Genomic DNA, 16,622 nt, shown 5'->3' with positions numbered 1-16,622 from the left:
GGCGCGCCCGGCGCGGGGGCGGGCGCGGCGGGCCGGCTCGGCGGCGCGGGTTGGGCGGGCTGCGCCGGCGGCGCGGGCGCGGGATCGCCGAAGCCGGGCGGCAACAGCGATTCGGGGGCCTGCTGCCCCATGGCCGGCCAGAGCGCCGGTCCCAGCGCCGCGCCGCCCAGCAGCGCGGCTAGGACCAGCTTATTTCGCGGCAGCTTCATTCAGCATCGCCTTTTCCACGCGCACCGGCGGCACTTCGGTGTCCACCGTCGACAGGAATATGACGCCGCCGACAAGCACGATCAGCAGGACGATGAGGATGATCCCGAAACGCGACATATTCTTCCCTTGATCGCCAATCCTGGACGGCCGCCAGGCAGCCGGCACGCGGCTTTTGCCCGATGCCGCCGCTCTGTGTATAGCCCCCGCGCAATGCCGCATACCCTCCATTCCTCCCACGCCGCGCTCCGCCGGCCGATCGTGCTGGTCGGGCTGATGGGATCGGGCAAGTCCACCGTCGGCCGCCGGCTGGCATCCCGCCTGCATCTTCCCTTCGTCGATGCCGATCACGAGATCGAGGTCGCGGCCGGGCTTTCGATCCCCGAAATTTTCGAGCGATTCGGCGAGGCGGAGTTCCGCAGCGGCGAACGCCGGGTGATCCAGCGGCTGATCGACGGATCGCCCAAGGTGGTGGCGACCGGCGGCGGCGCCTTCATGCAGGATGAAACCCGCAAGCTGATTCTCGACAAGGCGACCGCCATCTGGCTGGACGCCGATATCGAGGTGCTGGTCGATCGGGTCGGCCGGCGCGACGGGCGCCCGCTGCTAAAGGATCGCGATCCGCGCGAGGTGCTGAGCGAGCTCGCCGCCATCCGCAATCCGGTCTACGCGCTGGCGCCGATCCGCGTGCGCAGCCAGCCGCTGCCGCACGACGCCACCGTCGATGCCATCATGAGGGCCTTGAAGCTATGAGCCGTGTCGAGGTCGCTCTGGGTGATCGCAGCTATGCGATCGACATCATGGCCGGCGCGCTCGATCGCGCGGGCGATCTGCTCGCCCCCTTCGCGCGGCGCGGCCGCTTCGCCATCGTCACGGACGAGGCCGTGGCGCAGGCGCAGCTCGGCCGGCTCACCGCCAGCCTGGACGCCGCCGGCATCGCCCACGCCGTCATCATCCTCCCTTCGGGCGAGGCGACCAAGAGCTGGGCCAGCCTCGAGCGCGTGACCGACTGGCTGCTCGATCGCGAGGTGGAGCGCAACGACAACATCATCGCGCTGGGCGGCGGCGTGATCGGCGATCTCACCGGCTTCGCCGCCTCGATCCTCAAGCGCGGCTGCGGCTTCGTGCAGGTGCCGACCACGCTTCTGTCGCAGGTCGATTCCTCGGTCGGCGGCAAGACGGCGATCAACGCCCGCGCCGGCAAGAACCTGATCGGCAGCTTCTACCAGCCGGCCTATGTGCTGATCGATCCCGCGACGCTCGATACGCTGCCCGCGCGCGAGGTCCGCGCCGGCTATGCCGAGGTCGTGAAATACGGCCTGATCGACGATGCCGGCTTCTTTGGCTGGTGCGAGGCGAACGCGCCCGCGCTCCTCGCCGGCAACGCCGACGCCCGCGAACATGCCATCCACCGCAGCGTCGCCGCCAAGGCCGCGATCGTCGGCGAGGATGAACGCGAGACCAGCGGCCGCCGCGCGCTCCTCAACCTCGGCCACACCTTCGGCCACGCGCTGGAGGCGGAGACCGGCTTTTCCGATCGCCTGCTGCATGGCGAAGCGGTTGCCGCCGGCATGGCGCTGGCCTTCGCCTTCTCCGCGCGCATGGGGCTATGCCCGGCGGAGGACGCCGCGCGCGTCGCCGCCCACCTGTCCGCCGTCGGCCTGCCGGCCACGCTCGCCGATGCGGGCGTCGCGGCCTCGGGCCAGGCGCTGGTCGCGCACATGATGCACGACAAGAAGATGGAGGGCGGGCGCCTGCCCTTCCTGCTGGCGCGCGGGATCGGCCGGACCTTCCTGGCGAAGGATGTCGACCTGGCCGAGGTGGCCGCCTTCCTCGACGAGGCGCGCTGAGTTCAGTCGTGCTTCGCGGGGACGAGCCTGTTCCAGCGGGCGTCGAGCGCTGCGGGGCCGGCCTTGTCGGCGCCCGCCCCGCCTTTGATCCGCTTCACCAGCGAAAGCCCGCGCAGCGTCACCTGATGGCCGCTCAGCATCTGGCCGCGTATGGTGTAGCCGATGTCGTAGACGGCGATATCGTCATGCGCCTCGCCATCGACGAGGAAGCGGGTTTCGATCAGCACCGGCAGCCGCTCGTCGCCCCGGCTGTCGTCCGGCAGGCCGGCGCGGTTGCGCGCCTTCTTCAGCCCGGCATCGAACCAGCGCGCTTCGATCCGCGGCTCGCCGGTGGTCTCGACCGGGTCGGCGCCGATCGCGGCCGGAAAGCGGATCGTCTGGCTCTGCACCGATTGGGAAGGGGAAACCGGCCGTATCGCCAGCCGGGCGCCGCGATCCTCGGGCGCGGCGCCGAGCACGAGTGTCGCCGCCCGCGCCGTCTCGCGCGTGGATTGCGCCGCCTTCTCGACCGCCTCGCCCCGGCGCTGCGACCAATTCAGCCAGAGCGTGAGCGCCGAGATGGCGACCGCCAGCACGGCCAGCACCTCGCCCAGCGTGATCCAGCGGCGGCGGATGGCCGCGGCTTCCTCGGCCCTTTTCTCGCTGGCGCTATCGGCTTCGTTCATGCTTGTCGTTCCGGTTAAAGAAGGGACGGAGGCGGAATATGGGCGTGGACATGGATATCGGCGAGATCGACGGCGCCTGCCATTGCGGCCGCGTCCGCTTCCGCGTGAAATTGACGGACGGGCTGCGCACCGCGCGCCGCTGCACCTGCAGCTATTGCCGGATGCGGGGCGCGGTGGCGGTTTCGGCCGACCTTTCCGGCATCACCATCCTCGCGGGCGAGGATGCGATCGCGACCTACCAGTTCAACACCATGACGGCGAAGCACCATTTCTGCCGCCATTGCGGAATCTACACGCATCATCAACGCCGCTCCAACCCGCAGCAATATGGCGTCAACGTCGCCTGCCTGGAAGGGCTGAGCCCGTTCGATTTCACCGAGGTGCCGGTGCTGGACGGCGTGCATCATCCCAGGGACATGGCCGCATCCGGCCCCCGCCTTGCCGGCTATCTCCGTTTCGAGCCCGCCGGTCAGCCCTGATCGTCCCAGCGCGCGGCCGCCGCCGCGTCGCCCGCGCGCGGCTCCACCCAGGCTTCGCGCCCGTCGGCGAAGCGCTCGCGCTTCCAGAAGGGGGCGGCCGTCTTCAGCCAGTCGATCAGGAAGGCCGAGGCCTCCAGCGCCGGGCCGCGATGCATGGCCGCCGTGCCGACGAACACGATCCGCTCCCCCGGCGCCAGCGGCCCATGGCGGTGGATCAGCGTCAGCCCCAGCAGCGGCCAGCGCCGTTCGGCCTCGACCGCGATGCGCGCCATCGCCTGTGCGGTCATGCCGGGATGATGTTCCAGCAGCAGCTCGACAAGGCCGCCCTCGCCCCGGACGATGCCGGTGAAGCTCGCCACCCCGCCGCCGCCCAGCGCCTCCAGCCGGGCCAGCTCCTCGCCCGGATCGAAGCGCTCGATCTGGACGCGGATGTCCCTCATCCCCCCGTGACCGGGGGAAAGAGCGCGATTTCCCGCGCGCCGGCGATCGGCGCCGCGAAATCCACGAAATCCTGGTCGATCGCCGCGCGCAGCCGATGCGGCTCGGCAAAGGCTGTGGCATGGCCGGGCGAGCGGCCGGAAAGCCAGCCGACGAGATCGCCCAGCGTCGCGACGCCCTCGGGCGGCGTCACCGTTTCGGCGCCGGTGCCGACCGCCTCGCGCACCCAGGCGAAATAGAGCATCTCGATCGCCGCCATGGGCACTAGTCCATATGCTTCAGGCCGACGCGCAGATAATCCCAGCCGGTCAGCAGGGTGAGCGCGGCGGCCATCCACAGGCTGAAGAAGCCGACCCAGGCCACCCACGGCCATTGCGGCACCGCGCCCGCCAGGATCAGCGCGCCCAGCGAGACGAGCTGGAAGGTCGTCTTCCACTTGGCAAGCTGGCTCACCGGCACCGATACGCGCAGGTCCGCCAGGAATTCGCGCAGGCCCGAAACCGCGATCTCGCGCAGCAGGATCACCAGCGCCGCGATCACGGCATAGCCGTCGATATCACGGGTGAAGACGAGCATCACGATCACCGCCGCCACCATGATCTTGTCGGCGATCGGATCGAGGAACACGCCCAGCTTCGAAACCGTGCCCCGCGCGCGGGCGAGATAGCCGTCGAAATAATCGGTAACGCCCATCAGCACATAAAGGCCGAAGGCCAGCGCATAATCATACCAGCCCGGCTTCCACAGCAGGAATACCAGGATCGGCACCGCCAGAATGCGCGAAAGCGTAAGGATATTGGGCAAGGTCAGCATGTTTCGGGCATCGTCTTAGCGCGCTTTGCCGGCCTTGGGGAGTGCGATCGGCATGGCGATGCCATGGCGGGCGACAATGCTTGGTCCCGCCCCGCCCATGGGCTATGCAGCGCGACCGATAAGAACAAGGCGAACCACGCTCGGCATGCATGCATCGATAGGGCTTCTAGCCAGAAGGCGGTTCCTGCCGCTGTTCGTCACCCAGTTCCTGGGGGCTTTCAACGACAACCTCTTCAAGACCGCGATGGTGCTGTTCGTCACCTACGAGGTCTATTCGGACCCCCGCGTCGAAGCCTGGTTCAACGCCATCGCCACCGGCCTGTTCATCCTGCCCTTCTTCCTGCTGTCCGCGCTTTCCGGCCAGCTTGCCGACACCCGCGACAAGGCCCGCATCGTCCGGCTGGTGAAGACGGCGGAAATCGGCATCATGGCCGTGGGCGCCACCGGCCTGCTGCTGTCGTCCGTGGCGCAAGGCTGGTCTATCGGGCTGATGCTGCTGGCGGTGCTGGCAATGGGTGTCCATTCCACCTTCTTTGGCCCGATAAAATACGCGATCCTGCCCCAGCACCTGAAGGAGGATGAGGTGCTGGGCGGCACCGGGCTGGTCGAGGCCGGCACCTATATCGCCATCCTCGCCGGCACGATCCTGGCGGGTTTCATGAGCCGCAACGAGGGCGCGGTGGCCGTCACCGTCCTCGGCGTCGCGGCGCTGGGCTGGCTTTCCGGCCGGCAGGTGCCGCCGGCCCCGCCGCTGGGCGATACGCCGCCGCTCGATTTCCACATCGTCCGCTCCTCGATCCGGCTGGTATCGGCGACGATGCACATCCCCCGCCTGTTCCTGGCGATCTGCGCAATCAGCTTCTTCTGGGCGATCGGATCGATCCTGGTGGTGATCTTCCCGCCGCTGGTGAAGAATGTGTTCACCGCCGACGAGACCGTCGCCAGCCTGTTCCTCGGCATCTTCTCGGTCGGCGTCGCCATCGGATCGGTGCTCATCAACCGCCTGCTCGGCGCCCATGTCTCCGCCCGCTACGCGCCGGCGGCCGTGATCGCGATGGGCATGGCGGTGCTGTTCATGTTCCACGTCGCCAATGGCTGGCAGGGGCAGCCGGAAGGGCATCTCTACAGCCTCGCCGAATTCACGCACCATCCCGGCGCGATCGAGGTGTTCGCCGCCCTGTTCGGGGTGGCGGTGTGCGGCGGCATGTTCGTGGTGCCGCTCTACGCCTTCCTCACCACCACCGTCGCCAAGGATCAGACGGCGCGCACCGTCGCCGCCAACAATATCGTCAATTCAGGGGCGATGGTGCTGGGATCGCTGGCGATCATGGGGCTGACGGCGATGGGCGTCACCGTCGTCCAGTCGCTGCTGCTGGTCGCCGCCATGTGCCTGGTTTCGGCCTGGATCGCCTGGAAGCTGCACTGCGCCTGCGACTGACGGGGCCGATGCCCGCTCCGGCTCCGGACGAAAGGCCCTTCAGCCCAGGAAGGTCAGGAAGAACAGGAATCCCGCCGCGAAGGTGATCGCGAACAGCCGCGCATCCTCGGCCTTCCAGCCCGATCCCGCGTCCGCCGGCAAGGCTTCGCCCCGCGCCAGCGGCACGGACGCCACCGGCCGGATGACAGCACCGGCGAGGAGCGGGCGAATCCGTCGCCCCGCCCTGCCCGGCGATCGATATGGGGTGCCACGGCCGGCACCGAATCCCGTGCGTGCCTCGATCATATGCAAGGCTTAACGCCTTGGTAACGATTCTGTCGCCTGCGGAATTTGCGGGGCGATGTCCCGTCGCGGGACGGGACATCGCAGCAGCCCGGCCGGCCGTCAGAGCGGCGTGGAGCCGCCGCCCGGTGTCGTCGGCGGTTTCTTCGTCCGCGCCTTGGCGATCGATTTCTTCACCGATTCGACGATCTCGCCCGATGTGGCCGCGATCTTCTTGCGCCCCAGCGTCGCGGCGATGCCGGCGCCGACCGCGACGACCGCGGCCGCAGCACCGATGGCGACGTTGCGCGAGGTGGCCGGCGGCAGCTTGTCCTTCGCCTTGGCGGCGGTGGCCTTCGCCTTGCTCGCCGTGGCCTTGGCGCGGGTGGAGGCCGATTTCGCCAGCGCGCTCACCTCCGCTTCCACCTTGTCGATCGCCGCGCGGGCGCGGGTGGCGGGCTTGGCCGGCGCCGATTTGGCGGCGGCAGCGGACCGGGCCGTCTTCGCCGCAATCCGGGGCTTGGCGGCCGCCGGGGCCTTGGGTGCCGTGCGCTTGGTCGTCGCCGATTTGGCGGTCGAGCGGGCGGCCCGGCGGCGGACCGGCTTGGCGGGGGCGTCTCCGATCGGGGTATCAGCCATCATCGTCTCCCATCAGACTTCGGGATAACGAACATATGGCGGCGCTTGCGGTTCCGAAACGATAAAGTGCGATCGTTCGGCGGCGTGCTTCAGCCGCGCACCAGCGTCACCTGCGCGACATCGATTCCCCGCCCGCGAAAGCCGCCCTCGCAATACATGAGGTAGTAACGCCACAGCCGCACGAAGGCATCGTCGAACCCCGCCGGCAGCGCGCCGCCCGCCACCGCCCGGTCGAAGCGTTCGCGCCAGCGCCGCAGCGTTTCGGCATAATGCAGGCCGAACCGGTCGATCGCCTGCCAGGCCAGCCCCGCCTTCTCGGCGATGGCGCGGAACCGGCTTTCCGAAAGCAGCAGCCCGCCGGGGAAGATATAGGCCTGGATGAAATCGGCGCCGGTCGCATAATTGGCGAAGATCGCATCGTCGATATCGATGAACTGGATACCGGCGCGGCCGCCCGGCTTCAGCAGCCGCGCGATCGCTTCCAGATAGGCCGGCCAATAGGCCTCGCCCACCGCCTCCACCATCTCGACGCTGGCCACCGCATCGAAGCGGCCCTGGACGTCGCGATAATCGACCAGCCGGAAATCCACCCGATCGGCGAAGCCCGCGGCGGCGATCCGCGCCTCGGCATAGGCCTTCTGCTCGGCCGAAAGCGTGATGCCCGTCACCCGCGCGCCATAATCGCGCGCGGCGATCTCGGCGAGGCCGCCCCAGCCGCAGCCGATCTCCAGCAGATGATCCCCCGGCTTCAGCATCAGCCGGTCGAGCAGCATCCTGACCTTGCGCTCCTGCGCGGCCTCCAGCGGCTCGTCGGCCGAAATCGGCTCGGCGAAGCGGGCGCTGGAATAGGCCATCGTCCCGTCGAGCCAGGCGGCGTAGAAATCATTGCCGAGATCGTAGTGGAATTCGATATTGCGCCGCGCGCCGCTGCGATCGTTGCGGCGGAGCGCGTGGCGCAGGCGGTTGACCAGCCGGCCCAGCCCCTGCGCCCGGCCGATCTCGCCCAAAGCCACGCGATTGCGCATGAACAGATCGAACAGCGGCACGGGATCGGGGCTGGTCCATTCGCCTTCCGCCCAGGCGCGATACCAGCCGATCGATCCGCCGGTGATCAGCCGCACCAGCGCGCGCCAGTTCCTCACCTCGACCACGGCGACGGGGCCGTCAGCCCGGCCGCCCAGCAGCCGGCGGGTGCCGTCCGGCAGGGTCGCATCGATCGCGCCCGCCTCCAGCCCGCGGTCGACATGGTCCAGCAGCCGGCGGAAGCCGGGCGCCAGCAGCCGCGCCCACAGGCCGCCGCCCGTGGAAAATCCGCGATCGGCCGTCACCAGATGGCGGCCCCGCATGGGTTTTTCGGCGTTCATCCTGTCCTCGAGCCCAGACCCGCATTTGCGCCGAAGTCGATGACGAATGCAATCGGGAGAGAAAGGGCGCGGCCTTTTCCTCCGCGCCTCCGGCCGGGCCCCAAAAAACGGGGAGGAACCGGCGCTTGATGGCGACGCCGGCTCCTCCCCGGTGCGGCGGCGGGATGGCGCCGCCGCCGCAACACCGGTCAGGCGCGCGACACGCTGATCACCGTGCGCTGGGCGAATTCGGTGAGGCCCTCCTTGCCGAATTCCACGCCGAGCCCCGATTGCTTGGCGCCCGCAAAGGGAATGTGCGGGCCGAAATGGGTATGGTGGTTGATCCACACCGTGCCGCTTTCGATCTGGCTGGCGACGGCCACCGCCTTGTCGATGTCCTCGGACCATACCGATCCGCCCAGGCCATATTCGGAGGAATTGGCCCGGCCGATCACGTCGGCGGGGTCGTCATAGGCGATCACCGGCAGGATCGGGGCGAACTGCTCCTCGTCCACCAGTTTCGATCCGTCGCCGATGTCGCGCACCAGCGTCGGCTCGATGAAGTAACCGCCGCCCTCGCGCGCGCGGCCGCCGGCGATCACCCGGCCATCGGCGTGGGCGGCCTCCAGATAGGTCTTGGCCTTCTCATATTGCTGGGCGTTCTGCAGCGGGCCGACGCGGGTGCCCTGCTCCAGCCCGTCGCCCAGCGCGAGCTGCGCCACCTCGCTCGCCAGCGCGTCGCACATCTCCTCATAGATGGAACGGTGGACGTAGAGGCGCTTCAGCGCGATGCACACCTGGCCGGCGTTGAAGAAGGCGCTGCCCACGGCGCGCTGCGCGGTCTTGGCGATATCGGCGTCGGGAAGGACGATGCCGGCGTCGTTGCCCCCCAGCTCCAGCGTCAGCCGCTTGAGCGAGGATGCCGCCGCCTCCATCACCTTGCGGCCGGTGGGCGTGGAACCGGTGAAGCTGATCTTGGCGACATCGGGGTGCGAGGTCAGCACCGCGCCGAGATCGTTCTTGTCGACCAGCACGTTGACGATGCCGGCGGGGAAGATGTCCTTCGCCAGCTTCCCGATCATCAGCGCGGTGACGGGCGTGGTCGGCGCGGCCTTCCAGATGAAGCTGTTGCCCAGGAGCACGGCGGGCGCGAGCTTGTAGCAGCCGATCAGCAGCGGGAAATTCCACGGCGTGATGCCGGCGACCACGCCCAGCGGACGATAATGGGCCTGGATGTGATAGGCCTCGTCGTCCTGCACCGTCTCCGGCTCCAGCGACTGGGCGGCGAAATGGCGGATGAACACGGCGGCATAGGCGGTTTCGGCCTGGGCCTGCTCCAGCGGCTTGCCCTGCTCCATCACCAGCGTGCGGGCGAGATCGGCGGCGTTCGCGTCGATCGCGTCGGCCAGGCGCACCAGCGCCGCCTGCCGTTCGGCGAGCGGCTTCGCCGCCCAGCCCGGCTGGGCCGCCTTGGCCGCGGCGATCGCGCGCAGCATATCGGCTTCGGACGCGCGGGCGACGCTGGTGAAGGGCTGCCCGGTCGCGGGGTTCACCACCTCCAGCTCCGCCGATCCGTCGGTCAGCGCGCCATCGATCAGCATCTGATATTCGGCCATCTCGTCATCCTCCATGCCGCCGGCTCGGGCCGGCGTTTCCGGGGGAGGCTATGCGATGGTGAGGAGTCGGTCCTAGTCCGTTTGGAGGGGGTGGCCGAAGGACCGGCCATCAGTGCGGGCCGGATCGCCCGTCAAGCTCCGCAAGCCTCTGCGCCAGATCCCGATTCATCGCATGGAGCCGCGCGATCAGCCGGGCATTCTCGATCGCGGTCGCGGCCGATCGCGCCAGCGCCTCCGGCATCGCCACCTCGGTCTTCTTCGGCACGCGGATGCGATCCCAATAGGCGCCCAGCGCGGCGATGGCCGCGGGCGCCCCGATCGGCACCATCACCAGGCTGCGAACGAAGGTCTGCCGATAGGCCTCGATCGGCACGCGGGGATCGGCGGTGATATCGGGGATGACGGCCGTCTGGCGGTGGCGCATCGCCCAACCGGACACGCAGGTTTCAGCCGGGAAGCGCTGGCCGGCCCAGAGCGGCTCCACCGCATCCTCGGCCACATAGAAGCACTGGTCCCCGTCCTTGAGCACCACGGCGATGCCGTCCGCGCCCACGATGCTGCGCGCCGATCCGCGCAGCATATCGATCACCTCATCGTCCGAACGGGCGCCGGCAAGCTGCTCGATCGTCGAGGCGAGGCTATACCAGCGGTCGTCCTCGTCGGCGAAGCCCGCCGCCCCCTTCATCCGATCGCGGCCATATCCGGGTTGATCGACCACAAGCCCAATATCCCCTGCCCGTTCCGAAGCATAGGACGCGAATCCGCCGTGCCTTGAGCAGAAATACGTTCAAACCGGATCGTTCCGCACATAGCTGCCGGATATGCGATTCTCCGGCGGCGGCATCCGCAAGGATGTCAGGCGGCCGCGGGCAGCCTCAGCCGCGCGAGCAGGCCGCCCAGATCCTCGCTTTCCTCCAGGCTGACCGTGCCGCCGTAAATCTCCACGACATCGCGGACGATGGCGAGGCCCAGGCCCGTGCCCGGCTTGCCGGTGTCCAGCCGCGCCCCGCGATGGAACAGCACGCGCCGATCCGCCTCGGGAATGCCGGGGCCGTCATCCTCGACGATGATCTCGACATAGCCGGCGTCGCGCTTCACCTCCACGAACACGCGGCCCTGGCCATATTTGGCGGCATTCTCGATCAGGTTGCCGACGATCTCCTCGAGGTCCTGATGCTCGACATGGACGGCGGCGTCCTTCACGCCGGCCAGGTCCACCGTCACATGGCGATGGAGCCGGGCCATGGCGCGTTCCACCGCCTTCAGCGCGGGCCACACCTCGGCCCGGCTCTGCATCTGGCCGCGCCGGCCGACGGCGCGGGCGCGGGCGAGATGGTGGTCCACCTGCCGGCGCATCGTCGTCGCCTCGCGGATCACCGTGTCCTTGAGGTCGGGGCTGCCGGCGGTCGCCTCGTTCATGATGACGGTGAGCGGCGTCTTCAGCGCGTGGGCGAGGTTGCCGGCATGGCGGCGCGCTTCCTCCGCCTGCTTCTCATTATGGGCGAGCAGCGCGTTCAGCTCCTCCACCAGCGGCACGATCTCGTTGGGCACGGCATCGTCCACCAGCGCGATCTGGCCGGCGCGCACCGCGCTGATGCCGCGCCTTATCTTGCGCAGCGGCCAGAGGCCGTAGGTCGCCTGCAACGCCGACGCGACGATCAGCCCCAGCCCCAGCAGGGCGAAGGACCGCACCAGCGTGCGCCGCAGGGTGGCGATCTGCTCGTCCAGCGCCGCGCGCCCTTGCGCCACCTGGAAGCGCCAGCGCGTGCCCGATCCCGGCAGGCGCACGTCGCGTTCCAGCACGCGCAACGGCTCGTCGGCGAATTCGCGGCTGTCATAGACATGGACCGAATCGTCGCCATGCTGCGCCTTCACCGTCAGCGCCCGATCCCACAGCGATCGCGACCGGAAGGTTTCGAAGCCGCGCCCGCTGATCTGGTAATAAAGGCCCGAATAGGGCTCCAGGAAACGCTGGTCGGCGAGCGGCCGGTTGAAGCGCACCTCCCCGTCCGGCCCGATTTCCGACGATGCGATCATCGCCGTCAGCACATATTCGAGCTGCGCGTCGAAATTGCGGGTGATGGCGGAGGAAAGCACGCGATCGAGCGCGAGGCCCCCGCCCACCAGCAGCACGAATATCCACGCCGCCGAAATCACGATCATCCGCCGCGTGAGCGATCCGGTGGATCGCGCGGTGGACGGCGGCGGCCGCAGCCGCGCGCGCAGCAGGCGCAGGAAGGCGGGCAGGCGATAAAGCAGCGGCACCGCCTCCGTTGCGGGAGACGGCGGCGGCGCGGCTTCGGGCTCGGGCGGCTGGCTCATCGGCGGCTCAAGGCCGCTGGAGGACGGGCTTTCGCCCATTGGACGGCACCGGCGCGCTCCCCCAGCCGGCCACCCCGCGGCAATATGTTATGGGTGGCCGGATCGGGGCGCCTGAAATGCGCTGAAGGCGAATTTTCCAACGATCTCTCAGGCGTCCGGGTCCTCGAGGCTGTAGCCCAGGCCCCGGATGGTGGTGATCACATCCTGGCCCAGCTTCTTGCGGATGCGGGTGACGAACACCTCGATCGTGTTCGAATCGCGATCGAAATCCTGGTCGTAGATATGCTCGATCAGCTCGGTGCGGCTCACCACCTTGCCCTTGTGGTGCATCAGGTAGCTCAGCAGCTTATATTCCTGCGCGGTCATCTTCACCGGCTCGCCGGCCAGCGTGACCTTGCCCGATCGCGTGTCGAGCCGCACGTCGCCCGCCACCAGCTCGGACGAAGCATTGCCCGAGGCGCGGCGGATCAGCGCGCGCAGCCGGGCGATCAGCTCCTCCGTCTGGAAGGGCTTGGCGAGATAGTCGTCGGCGCCGGCATCGAGGCCCGCCACCTTGTCCGACCAGCTGTCCCGCGCCGTCAGCACCAGCACGGGGGTTTCCTTGCCTTCCTTGCGCCACCTGTCGAGCACGGTCAGCCCGTCGAGCTTGGGCAGGCCCAGATCGAGGATGATCGCATCGTAATTTTCGGTGGAGCCCAGGAAATGGCCGTCCTCGCCATCGGTGGCCAGATCGACGGCATAGCCCGCTCCTTCGAGCGTGGCGCGAAGCTGGCGGCCGAGATTCGGCTCGTCCTCGACAATCAGTACGCGCATATTTCAGTCATTCTCCCGAACGGCGAAGGATCTGGCCGGTGCGTCCGTCCACGTCGATCCATATCACGGAACCGTTCCGCATGAACTTCATGCGATACATGTTCGATCCTGCATCATATTCGGGTCGGCCGAGATAATCGCCCCTGATCTGCGGCAGCACGCGGCGCTCCAGCATCGGCAACGGCTGGCTGCGGCCGCTGCGCACGGCTTCGAACGCGGCATCCTGATCGCGGCGGCCGGCCTCCGCCGGCGCGGCGATCGCGCTGACGGCAAGGGTGCCCGCCAAGCAGGGCAGAACTAAAGTCTTCATCGGCATGGGCTTGTGGCATAGGGCCTCCGCCTTGAATAGGTCATGAATGCCACAGCCTTGCGCCAATCGTCGCGCGAAAGGCGCGGAAAACGGCCATCCCGGCCTGAACAGCCGCGCGGCCCGCCCCTTCAGGCGTAAAGATCCACCACCTCGGCATCGGGCGCCACGGCGGCCAGCAGCAGGCTACGATGGCAGGCGGCGGGATCGCGCTCGAAACAGAGGAGGGCGCTCGGCGCCTCCCCGGCCAGCTCGATCATCCGCGCCGCCGCGACGATCGCGTCCGGCTGCTCCAGTTGCCCGGCATAGACGGATTCGAGGCCGGCCCTGTCCCCCTTGCGCGCCGCCTCGCGCCCGGCCGGCGGCGTGCCGAGCGGCTTCAGGTGGACATAATCGATGCCGGCCTCCTTCAGCCCCGCCGCCAGCACGGTCTTGGAGAAACCGGGCTTGCGGGACAGCGGCACGGCGCGCACGTCGATCACCCGCTTCACGCCCGCATCGCGCAGCGCGGCGATGAAGTCCGCCTGGGTCGCGCCTTCATAGCCGATCGTGAAAATCCGCATCAGGCGGCCGCCCCGCCCAGTTCCGGCGGCATCCGCGCGCCGGCGCGGCGCAGCCACCATTCGGCCGCGAGCAGGTTGGGCACCCAGCACAGCCAGGCGACGATGCGATAGGCCGGCACGAAATCGCCGAACGCCATGATCAGCAGCGGCAGCTCGATACGGAGCGTCACGGCGGCGAAGATCAGGGCATAGCTGCGGATCATCCAGCGGCGATGCGCGGCAACCCGGCGGGACCGGATGGCGATCCAGCCGGCGGCGGTCGTCAGCATCGTCAGCACCGCGAGCAGGCCGAAGCCGGTGGCCGCAATCGGCCCCGTATCGGCATAAGGCGCCAGGTAGAGGCCGGCCGCGCCGCCGAGGATCGCGGCGGTGGCATAAGCCCGCCCCAGCCAGCGGTGCAGCCCATAGCTTGCCGATCGGATCGCGGGATTCAGCTGGATGAAGCCCACGCCCAGCGCCACCGCGCCGAAACCGGCATGGACGTAGATCGCCCAGGGGTGCCGGAGGAAGCTATCCCGCAGGCCCGCCGCGAAGGCGGGCGGCCCGACGATCGGATAGCGCGCGGCATAGGCCGACACCCCCAGCGCCAGCAGGCCCGCGATCGCGAAGCCGGCCCAGCCCGATCGGCTCAGGCCGGCGCGTGGCATACCGCCTCGATATTATGGCCGTCGGGATCGAGCGCGAAGGCGCCGTAATAATCGGCATGATAATGCGGCCGCAGGCCGGGCGCGCCATTGTCCCTGCCGCCGGCGGCGATCGCGGCGGCGTGGAAGGCATCGACGGCGGCGCGATCGGGCACCGCGAAGGCGACATGCACCTCGCCCCCCGCCGGGGCATCGCCATATATCCAGAAGAAGGGCTTGCCTTCGCAGCCATAGCCCAGCGCGCTGCCGGGCGTGCCCTTCATCTCGGGCGTTATCTCCATGACGAGGGCGATGCCGAGCGGCGCGAGCGCCGCCGCATAGAAAGCCCGCGACCGGGCGATGTCCGTTGCCGTCAAGCCGATATGGTCGATCAAGCTCCCGCTCCCACTCGCTTCCGTGCGCTTAACCTTCTATCGCACTTCGCCATGACTCACGACATTCATATCATCGGCGGCGGGCTGGCCGGGTCCGAGGCCGCGTGGCAGATGGCCGAGGCCGGATATCGCGTGCGGCTTTCCGAGATGCGCGGCGTGGAAGGCACGCCCGCGCACAAGACGGACGACCTGGCCGAGCTGGTCTGTTCCAACAGCTTCCGTTCCGACGACGCGGCAAGCAACGCCGTCGGCCTGCTCCATGCCGAGCTTCGCCAGCTTAACTCACTCATCATGGCCTGCGCCGACGCGCATCGCGTGCCGGCGGGCTCCGCGCTGGCCGTGGACCGGGACGGCTTCTCCGCCGCCGTGACGAAACGGGTTTCGGATCATGAGCGGATCGAGCTGGTGCGCGAACGCGTGGACGGCCTGCCGCAAGGCCCGGCGATCATCGCCACCGGCCCGCTGACGGCCGCGCCGCTCGCGCAATCCATCCTCGCCGAAACCGGCGAGGCGGAACTCGCCTTCTTCGATGCGCTGGCCCCCATCGTCCACCGCGACACGATCGACATGGACGTGGCCTGGTTCCAGAGCCGCTGGAACAAGGGCGACGGCAAGGATTATATCAACTGCCCGCTCGACAAGGACCAGTATCTCGCCTTCATCGATGCGCTGATGACGGGCGAGAAGACCGCCTTCAAGGAATGGGAGGCCGATACGCCCTATTTCGACGGCTGCATGCCGATCGAGGTGATGGCCGAACGCGGCGTCGATACGCTGCGCCACGGGCCGATGAAGCCGGTCGGCCTCGATGATCCGCGCACCGGGCGCTGGCCCTATGCCGTCGTCCAGCTCCGCCAGGATAATGCGCTCGGCACGCTGTGGAACATCGTCGGCTTCCAGACGAAGCTGAAGCATGCCGAACAGGTCCGCATCTTCCGCACCATACCGGGGCTGGAAAAGGCGGAATTCGCCCGGCTGGGCGGGCTGCACCGCAACACCTTCATCAATTCGCCGCGCCTGCTGGATGGCGAGCTACGGCTGAAGAGCGCGCCGCACATCCGCTTCGCCGGCCAGATCACCGGCTGCGAAGGCTATATCGAATCCGCCGCCGTCGGCCTGCTTGCCGCGCGTTTCGCCGCCGCCGATCTGGGCGGCCGCACGCTGGCGCCGCCGCCGGTCGAAACCGCGCTCGGCGCGCTGCTGGGCCATATCACCGGCGGCGCGGATGCGGAGACGTTCCAGCCGATGAACGTCAATTTCGGCCTGTTCCCGCCCATCCCCGGCCGGACGAAGAAGGCCGACCGCAAGCTGCTCTATACGACGCGCGCGCGGGAAAAGCTTGCCGACTGGATCGGCGCCGCCGCCTGATCCTCAGCCCTCCTCGCCCTCGTCTCGCGCGGGCGGCGGCGGGCAGTTGGGGCGGGCGGGCGCCTTGCGGGCGACGCGGGTGGTGGCGAACTCGGCAGCGTCCAGCGCGCCCGAACGATCCGCATCGGCCTGGCCGAACTTGTCGATCGTGCGGACGGCATATTCCTCGAACGAAAGCCGGCCGTCGCCATTGGTATCGAGCTTGGCGAAGGCCTTGCGCCGCGCCGCCAGATATTCCTCGCGGCCGACCCGGCCGTCCCTGTCGCGATCGTAGCGGGCGAAGCGGCGCTGCTCGCGCGTCCGCTCGCTCGCCTGGGGCGGGTCCGTATCCGCGCCCGCATCGGCGGGTGCTGCGATCAGCGGGGCCGGCGGCAGCGCGGCCGGCCCCGCATCCGCCGCCCGCCCGCTCCACCAGAAGAAACCCGCAGCCGCCAGCAGCAGCGCCGATGCGACGCCCGCCAGGAATCGCGCCATGATCGTCT

22 protein-coding genes and 1 pseudogene are annotated in these 16,622 nt (G+C 68.9%); 5 read left to right on the top strand and 18 right to left on the bottom strand.

The window, feature by feature from the left end:
- Positions 1-209 (bottom strand): annotated as a pseudogene (locus CV103_RS09365) (hypothetical protein); the annotation flags it as partial.
- Positions 190-327 (bottom strand): hypothetical protein, encoded by a 138-nt coding sequence (locus CV103_RS22395; RefSeq protein ID WP_015459479.1) that lies wholly within the window; start codon positions 325-327, stop codon positions 190-192. The gene CV103_RS22395 and the pseudogene CV103_RS09365, both read right to left, overlap by 20 nt.
- Positions 328-420: 93 nt before the next feature.
- On the opposite strand from CV103_RS22395, the gene CV103_RS09360 reads away from it, so the two are divergent.
- Positions 421-960 (top strand): shikimate kinase, encoded by a 540-nt coding sequence (locus CV103_RS09360; protein WP_015459478.1) that lies wholly within the window; start codon positions 421-423, stop codon positions 958-960.
- Complete coding sequence (gene aroB, locus CV103_RS09355; protein WP_107394740.1) at positions 957-2,057, top strand: 3-dehydroquinate synthase; 1,101 nt, start codon at positions 957-959, stop codon at positions 2,055-2,057. The genes CV103_RS09360 and aroB overlap by 4 nt, the downstream gene beginning before the upstream one ends.
- A gap of 2 nt (positions 2,058-2,059) precedes the next feature.
- On the opposite strand, the gene CV103_RS09350 is transcribed toward aroB, so the two are convergent.
- A complete protein-coding gene (locus CV103_RS09350; RefSeq protein ID WP_107394739.1) occupies positions 2,060-2,722 on the bottom strand; it encodes a hypothetical protein in 663 nt (220 codons plus the stop codon).
- A gap of 38 nt (positions 2,723-2,760) precedes the next feature.
- On the opposite strand from CV103_RS09350, the gene CV103_RS09345 reads away from it, so the two are divergent.
- Positions 2,761-3,201, top strand: a complete 441-nt coding sequence (locus tag CV103_RS09345; RefSeq protein ID WP_015459475.1) for a GFA family protein — start codon at positions 2,761-2,763, stop codon at positions 3,199-3,201.
- Here the strand turns inward: CV103_RS09345 and CV103_RS09340 are convergent.
- From CV103_RS09340 to pgsA, 3 genes are read right to left on the bottom strand one after another with little or no spacing between them, the layout of a single operon-like run.
- On the bottom strand, positions 3,192-3,641 hold the full coding sequence (locus tag CV103_RS09340) for a molybdenum cofactor biosynthesis protein MoaE (protein ID WP_015459474.1): 450 nt from the start codon (positions 3,639-3,641) through the stop codon (positions 3,192-3,194). The two genes, CV103_RS09345 and CV103_RS09340, sit on opposite strands and share 10 nt — an antisense overlap.
- On the bottom strand, positions 3,638-3,898 hold the full coding sequence (gene moaD / locus CV103_RS09335) for a molybdopterin converting factor subunit 1 (RefSeq protein ID WP_107394738.1): 261 nt from the start codon (positions 3,896-3,898) through the stop codon (positions 3,638-3,640). The genes CV103_RS09340 and moaD overlap by 4 nt, the downstream gene beginning before the upstream one ends.
- A gap of 5 nt (positions 3,899-3,903) precedes the next feature.
- Entirely contained in the window at positions 3,904-4,452 is a 549-nt protein-coding gene (gene pgsA, locus CV103_RS09330; protein ID WP_015459472.1) for a CDP-diacylglycerol--glycerol-3-phosphate 3-phosphatidyltransferase, read from the bottom strand.
- Between the two features lie 145 nt (positions 4,453-4,597).
- Here pgsA and CV103_RS09325 point away from each other — a divergent pair, with 145 nt between their 5' ends.
- On the top strand, positions 4,598-5,890 hold the full coding sequence (locus CV103_RS09325) for an MFS transporter (protein WP_015459471.1): 1,293 nt from the start codon (positions 4,598-4,600) through the stop codon (positions 5,888-5,890).
- Between the two features lie 39 nt (positions 5,891-5,929).
- On the opposite strand, the gene CV103_RS22120 is transcribed toward CV103_RS09325, so the two are convergent.
- The 11 genes from CV103_RS22120 to CV103_RS09275 form a co-directional block, all read right to left on the bottom strand.
- Positions 5,930-6,175, bottom strand: coding sequence for a hypothetical protein (locus CV103_RS22120; RefSeq protein WP_146163406.1), 246 nt, complete (start codon positions 6,173-6,175; stop codon positions 5,930-5,932).
- Positions 6,176-6,274: 99 nt separating this feature from the next.
- The gene (locus tag CV103_RS09320) at positions 6,275-6,790 is read right to left on the bottom strand and encodes a hypothetical protein (protein ID WP_146163405.1); all 516 of its coding nucleotides are present in this window, start codon (positions 6,788-6,790) and stop codon (positions 6,275-6,277) included.
- 89 nt (positions 6,791-6,879) lie between these two features.
- Positions 6,880-8,154, bottom strand: a complete 1,275-nt coding sequence (locus tag CV103_RS09315) for an SAM-dependent methyltransferase (protein ID WP_015459468.1) — start codon at positions 8,152-8,154, stop codon at positions 6,880-6,882.
- A 188-nt stretch (positions 8,155-8,342) separates the two neighbouring features.
- A complete protein-coding gene (locus CV103_RS09310; protein WP_107394748.1) occupies positions 8,343-9,749 on the bottom strand; it encodes an aldehyde dehydrogenase family protein in 1,407 nt (468 codons plus the stop codon).
- Between the two features lie 109 nt (positions 9,750-9,858).
- Positions 9,859-10,467 (bottom strand): GAF domain-containing protein, encoded by a 609-nt coding sequence (locus CV103_RS09305; RefSeq protein ID WP_245896750.1) that lies wholly within the window; start codon positions 10,465-10,467, stop codon positions 9,859-9,861.
- A gap of 137 nt (positions 10,468-10,604) precedes the next feature.
- Entirely contained in the window at positions 10,605-11,912 is a 1,308-nt protein-coding gene (locus tag CV103_RS09300; protein WP_015459465.1) for a sensor histidine kinase, read from the bottom strand.
- A gap of 306 nt (positions 11,913-12,218) precedes the next feature.
- On the bottom strand, positions 12,219-12,884 hold the full coding sequence (locus CV103_RS09295) for a response regulator transcription factor (protein ID WP_015459464.1): 666 nt from the start codon (positions 12,882-12,884) through the stop codon (positions 12,219-12,221).
- Positions 12,885-12,891: 7 nt separating this feature from the next.
- Complete coding sequence (locus tag CV103_RS09290; RefSeq protein ID WP_236626782.1) at positions 12,892-13,194, bottom strand: hypothetical protein; 303 nt, start codon at positions 13,192-13,194, stop codon at positions 12,892-12,894.
- Between the two features lie 128 nt (positions 13,195-13,322).
- On the bottom strand, positions 13,323-13,754 hold the full coding sequence (locus tag CV103_RS09285; protein ID WP_070935486.1) for a DUF488 domain-containing protein: 432 nt from the start codon (positions 13,752-13,754) through the stop codon (positions 13,323-13,325).
- Positions 13,754-14,401 carry a DUF2306 domain-containing protein gene (locus tag CV103_RS09280; protein ID WP_107394736.1) on the bottom strand — a complete coding sequence of 216 codons (648 nt, stop codon included), beginning with the start codon at positions 14,399-14,401 and terminating at the stop codon, positions 13,754-13,756. Before CV103_RS09280 ends, CV103_RS09285 begins: the two co-directional genes overlap by 1 nt.
- A complete protein-coding gene (locus tag CV103_RS09275; protein ID WP_107394735.1) occupies positions 14,383-14,772 on the bottom strand; it encodes a VOC family protein in 390 nt (129 codons plus the stop codon). The genes CV103_RS09280 and CV103_RS09275 overlap by 19 nt, the downstream gene beginning before the upstream one ends.
- A 51-nt stretch (positions 14,773-14,823) precedes the next feature.
- On the opposite strand from CV103_RS09275, the gene trmFO reads away from it, so the two are divergent.
- Positions 14,824-16,140, top strand: a complete 1,317-nt coding sequence (trmFO, locus tag CV103_RS09270; RefSeq protein ID WP_107394734.1) for a methylenetetrahydrofolate--tRNA-(uracil(54)-C(5))-methyltransferase (FADH(2)-oxidizing) TrmFO — start codon at positions 14,824-14,826, stop codon at positions 16,138-16,140.
- 3 nt (positions 16,141-16,143) lie between these two features.
- On the opposite strand, the gene CV103_RS09265 is transcribed toward trmFO, so the two are convergent.
- Positions 16,144-16,614 (bottom strand): EF-hand domain-containing protein, encoded by a 471-nt coding sequence (locus CV103_RS09265; RefSeq protein ID WP_107394733.1) that lies wholly within the window; start codon positions 16,612-16,614, stop codon positions 16,144-16,146.
- Positions 16,615-16,622: the final 8 nt, after the last annotated feature.

Origin of the sequence: Edaphosphingomonas fennica (assembly GCF_003034225.1) — a bacterium.
Lineage (GTDB): Bacteria > Pseudomonadota > Alphaproteobacteria > Sphingomonadales > Sphingomonadaceae > Sphingomonas_E > Sphingomonas_E fennica.
This window is presented reverse-complemented; position numbering and strand designations above follow the sequence as displayed.

Excerpts from the sequence above, each read along its gene's own strand:
- CV103_RS22395 (WP_015459479.1), bottom strand. The coding sequence starts at position 327 with ATGTCGCGTTTCGGGATCATCCTCATCGTCCTGCTGATCGTGCTTGTC.
- CV103_RS09360 (WP_015459478.1), top strand. The coding sequence starts at position 421 with ATGCCGCATACCCTCCATTCCTCCCACGCCGCGCTCCGCCGGCCGATC.
- aroB (WP_107394740.1), top strand. The coding sequence starts at position 957 with ATGAGCCGTGTCGAGGTCGCTCTGGGTGATCGCAGCTATGCGATCGAC.
- CV103_RS09350 (WP_107394739.1), bottom strand. The coding sequence starts at position 2,722 with ATGAACGAAGCCGATAGCGCCAGCGAGAAAAGGGCCGAGGAAGCCGCG.
- CV103_RS09345 (WP_015459475.1), top strand. The coding sequence starts at position 2,761 with ATGGGCGTGGACATGGATATCGGCGAGATCGACGGCGCCTGCCATTGC.
- CV103_RS09340 (WP_015459474.1), bottom strand. The coding sequence starts at position 3,641 with ATGAGGGACATCCGCGTCCAGATCGAGCGCTTCGATCCGGGCGAGGAG.
- moaD (WP_107394738.1), bottom strand. The coding sequence starts at position 3,898 with ATGGCGGCGATCGAGATGCTCTATTTCGCCTGGGTGCGCGAGGCGGTC.
- pgsA (WP_015459472.1), bottom strand. The coding sequence starts at position 4,452 with ATGCTGACCTTGCCCAATATCCTTACGCTTTCGCGCATTCTGGCGGTG.
- CV103_RS09325 (WP_015459471.1), top strand. The coding sequence starts at position 4,598 with ATGCATGCATCGATAGGGCTTCTAGCCAGAAGGCGGTTCCTGCCGCTG.
- CV103_RS22120 (WP_146163406.1), bottom strand. The coding sequence starts at position 6,175 with ATGATCGAGGCACGCACGGGATTCGGTGCCGGCCGTGGCACCCCATAT.
- CV103_RS09320 (WP_146163405.1), bottom strand. The coding sequence starts at position 6,790 with ATGGCTGATACCCCGATCGGAGACGCCCCCGCCAAGCCGGTCCGCCGC.
- CV103_RS09315 (WP_015459468.1), bottom strand. The coding sequence starts at position 8,154 with ATGAACGCCGAAAAACCCATGCGGGGCCGCCATCTGGTGACGGCCGAT.
- CV103_RS09310 (WP_107394748.1), bottom strand. The coding sequence starts at position 9,749 with ATGGCCGAATATCAGATGCTGATCGATGGCGCGCTGACCGACGGATCG.
- CV103_RS09300 (WP_015459465.1), bottom strand. The coding sequence starts at position 11,912 with ATGATCGTGATTTCGGCGGCGTGGATATTCGTGCTGCTGGTGGGCGGG.
- CV103_RS09295 (WP_015459464.1), bottom strand. The coding sequence starts at position 12,884 with ATGCGCGTACTGATTGTCGAGGACGAGCCGAATCTCGGCCGCCAGCTT.
- CV103_RS09290 (WP_236626782.1), bottom strand. The coding sequence starts at position 13,194 with ATGAAGACTTTAGTTCTGCCCTGCTTGGCGGGCACCCTTGCCGTCAGC.
- CV103_RS09285 (WP_070935486.1), bottom strand. The coding sequence starts at position 13,754 with ATGCGGATTTTCACGATCGGCTATGAAGGCGCGACCCAGGCGGACTTC.
- CV103_RS09280 (WP_107394736.1), bottom strand. The coding sequence starts at position 14,401 with ATGCCACGCGCCGGCCTGAGCCGATCGGGCTGGGCCGGCTTCGCGATC.
- trmFO (WP_107394734.1), top strand. The coding sequence starts at position 14,824 with ATGACTCACGACATTCATATCATCGGCGGCGGGCTGGCCGGGTCCGAG.
- CV103_RS09265 (WP_107394733.1), bottom strand. The coding sequence starts at position 16,614 with ATGGCGCGATTCCTGGCGGGCGTCGCATCGGCGCTGCTGCTGGCGGCT.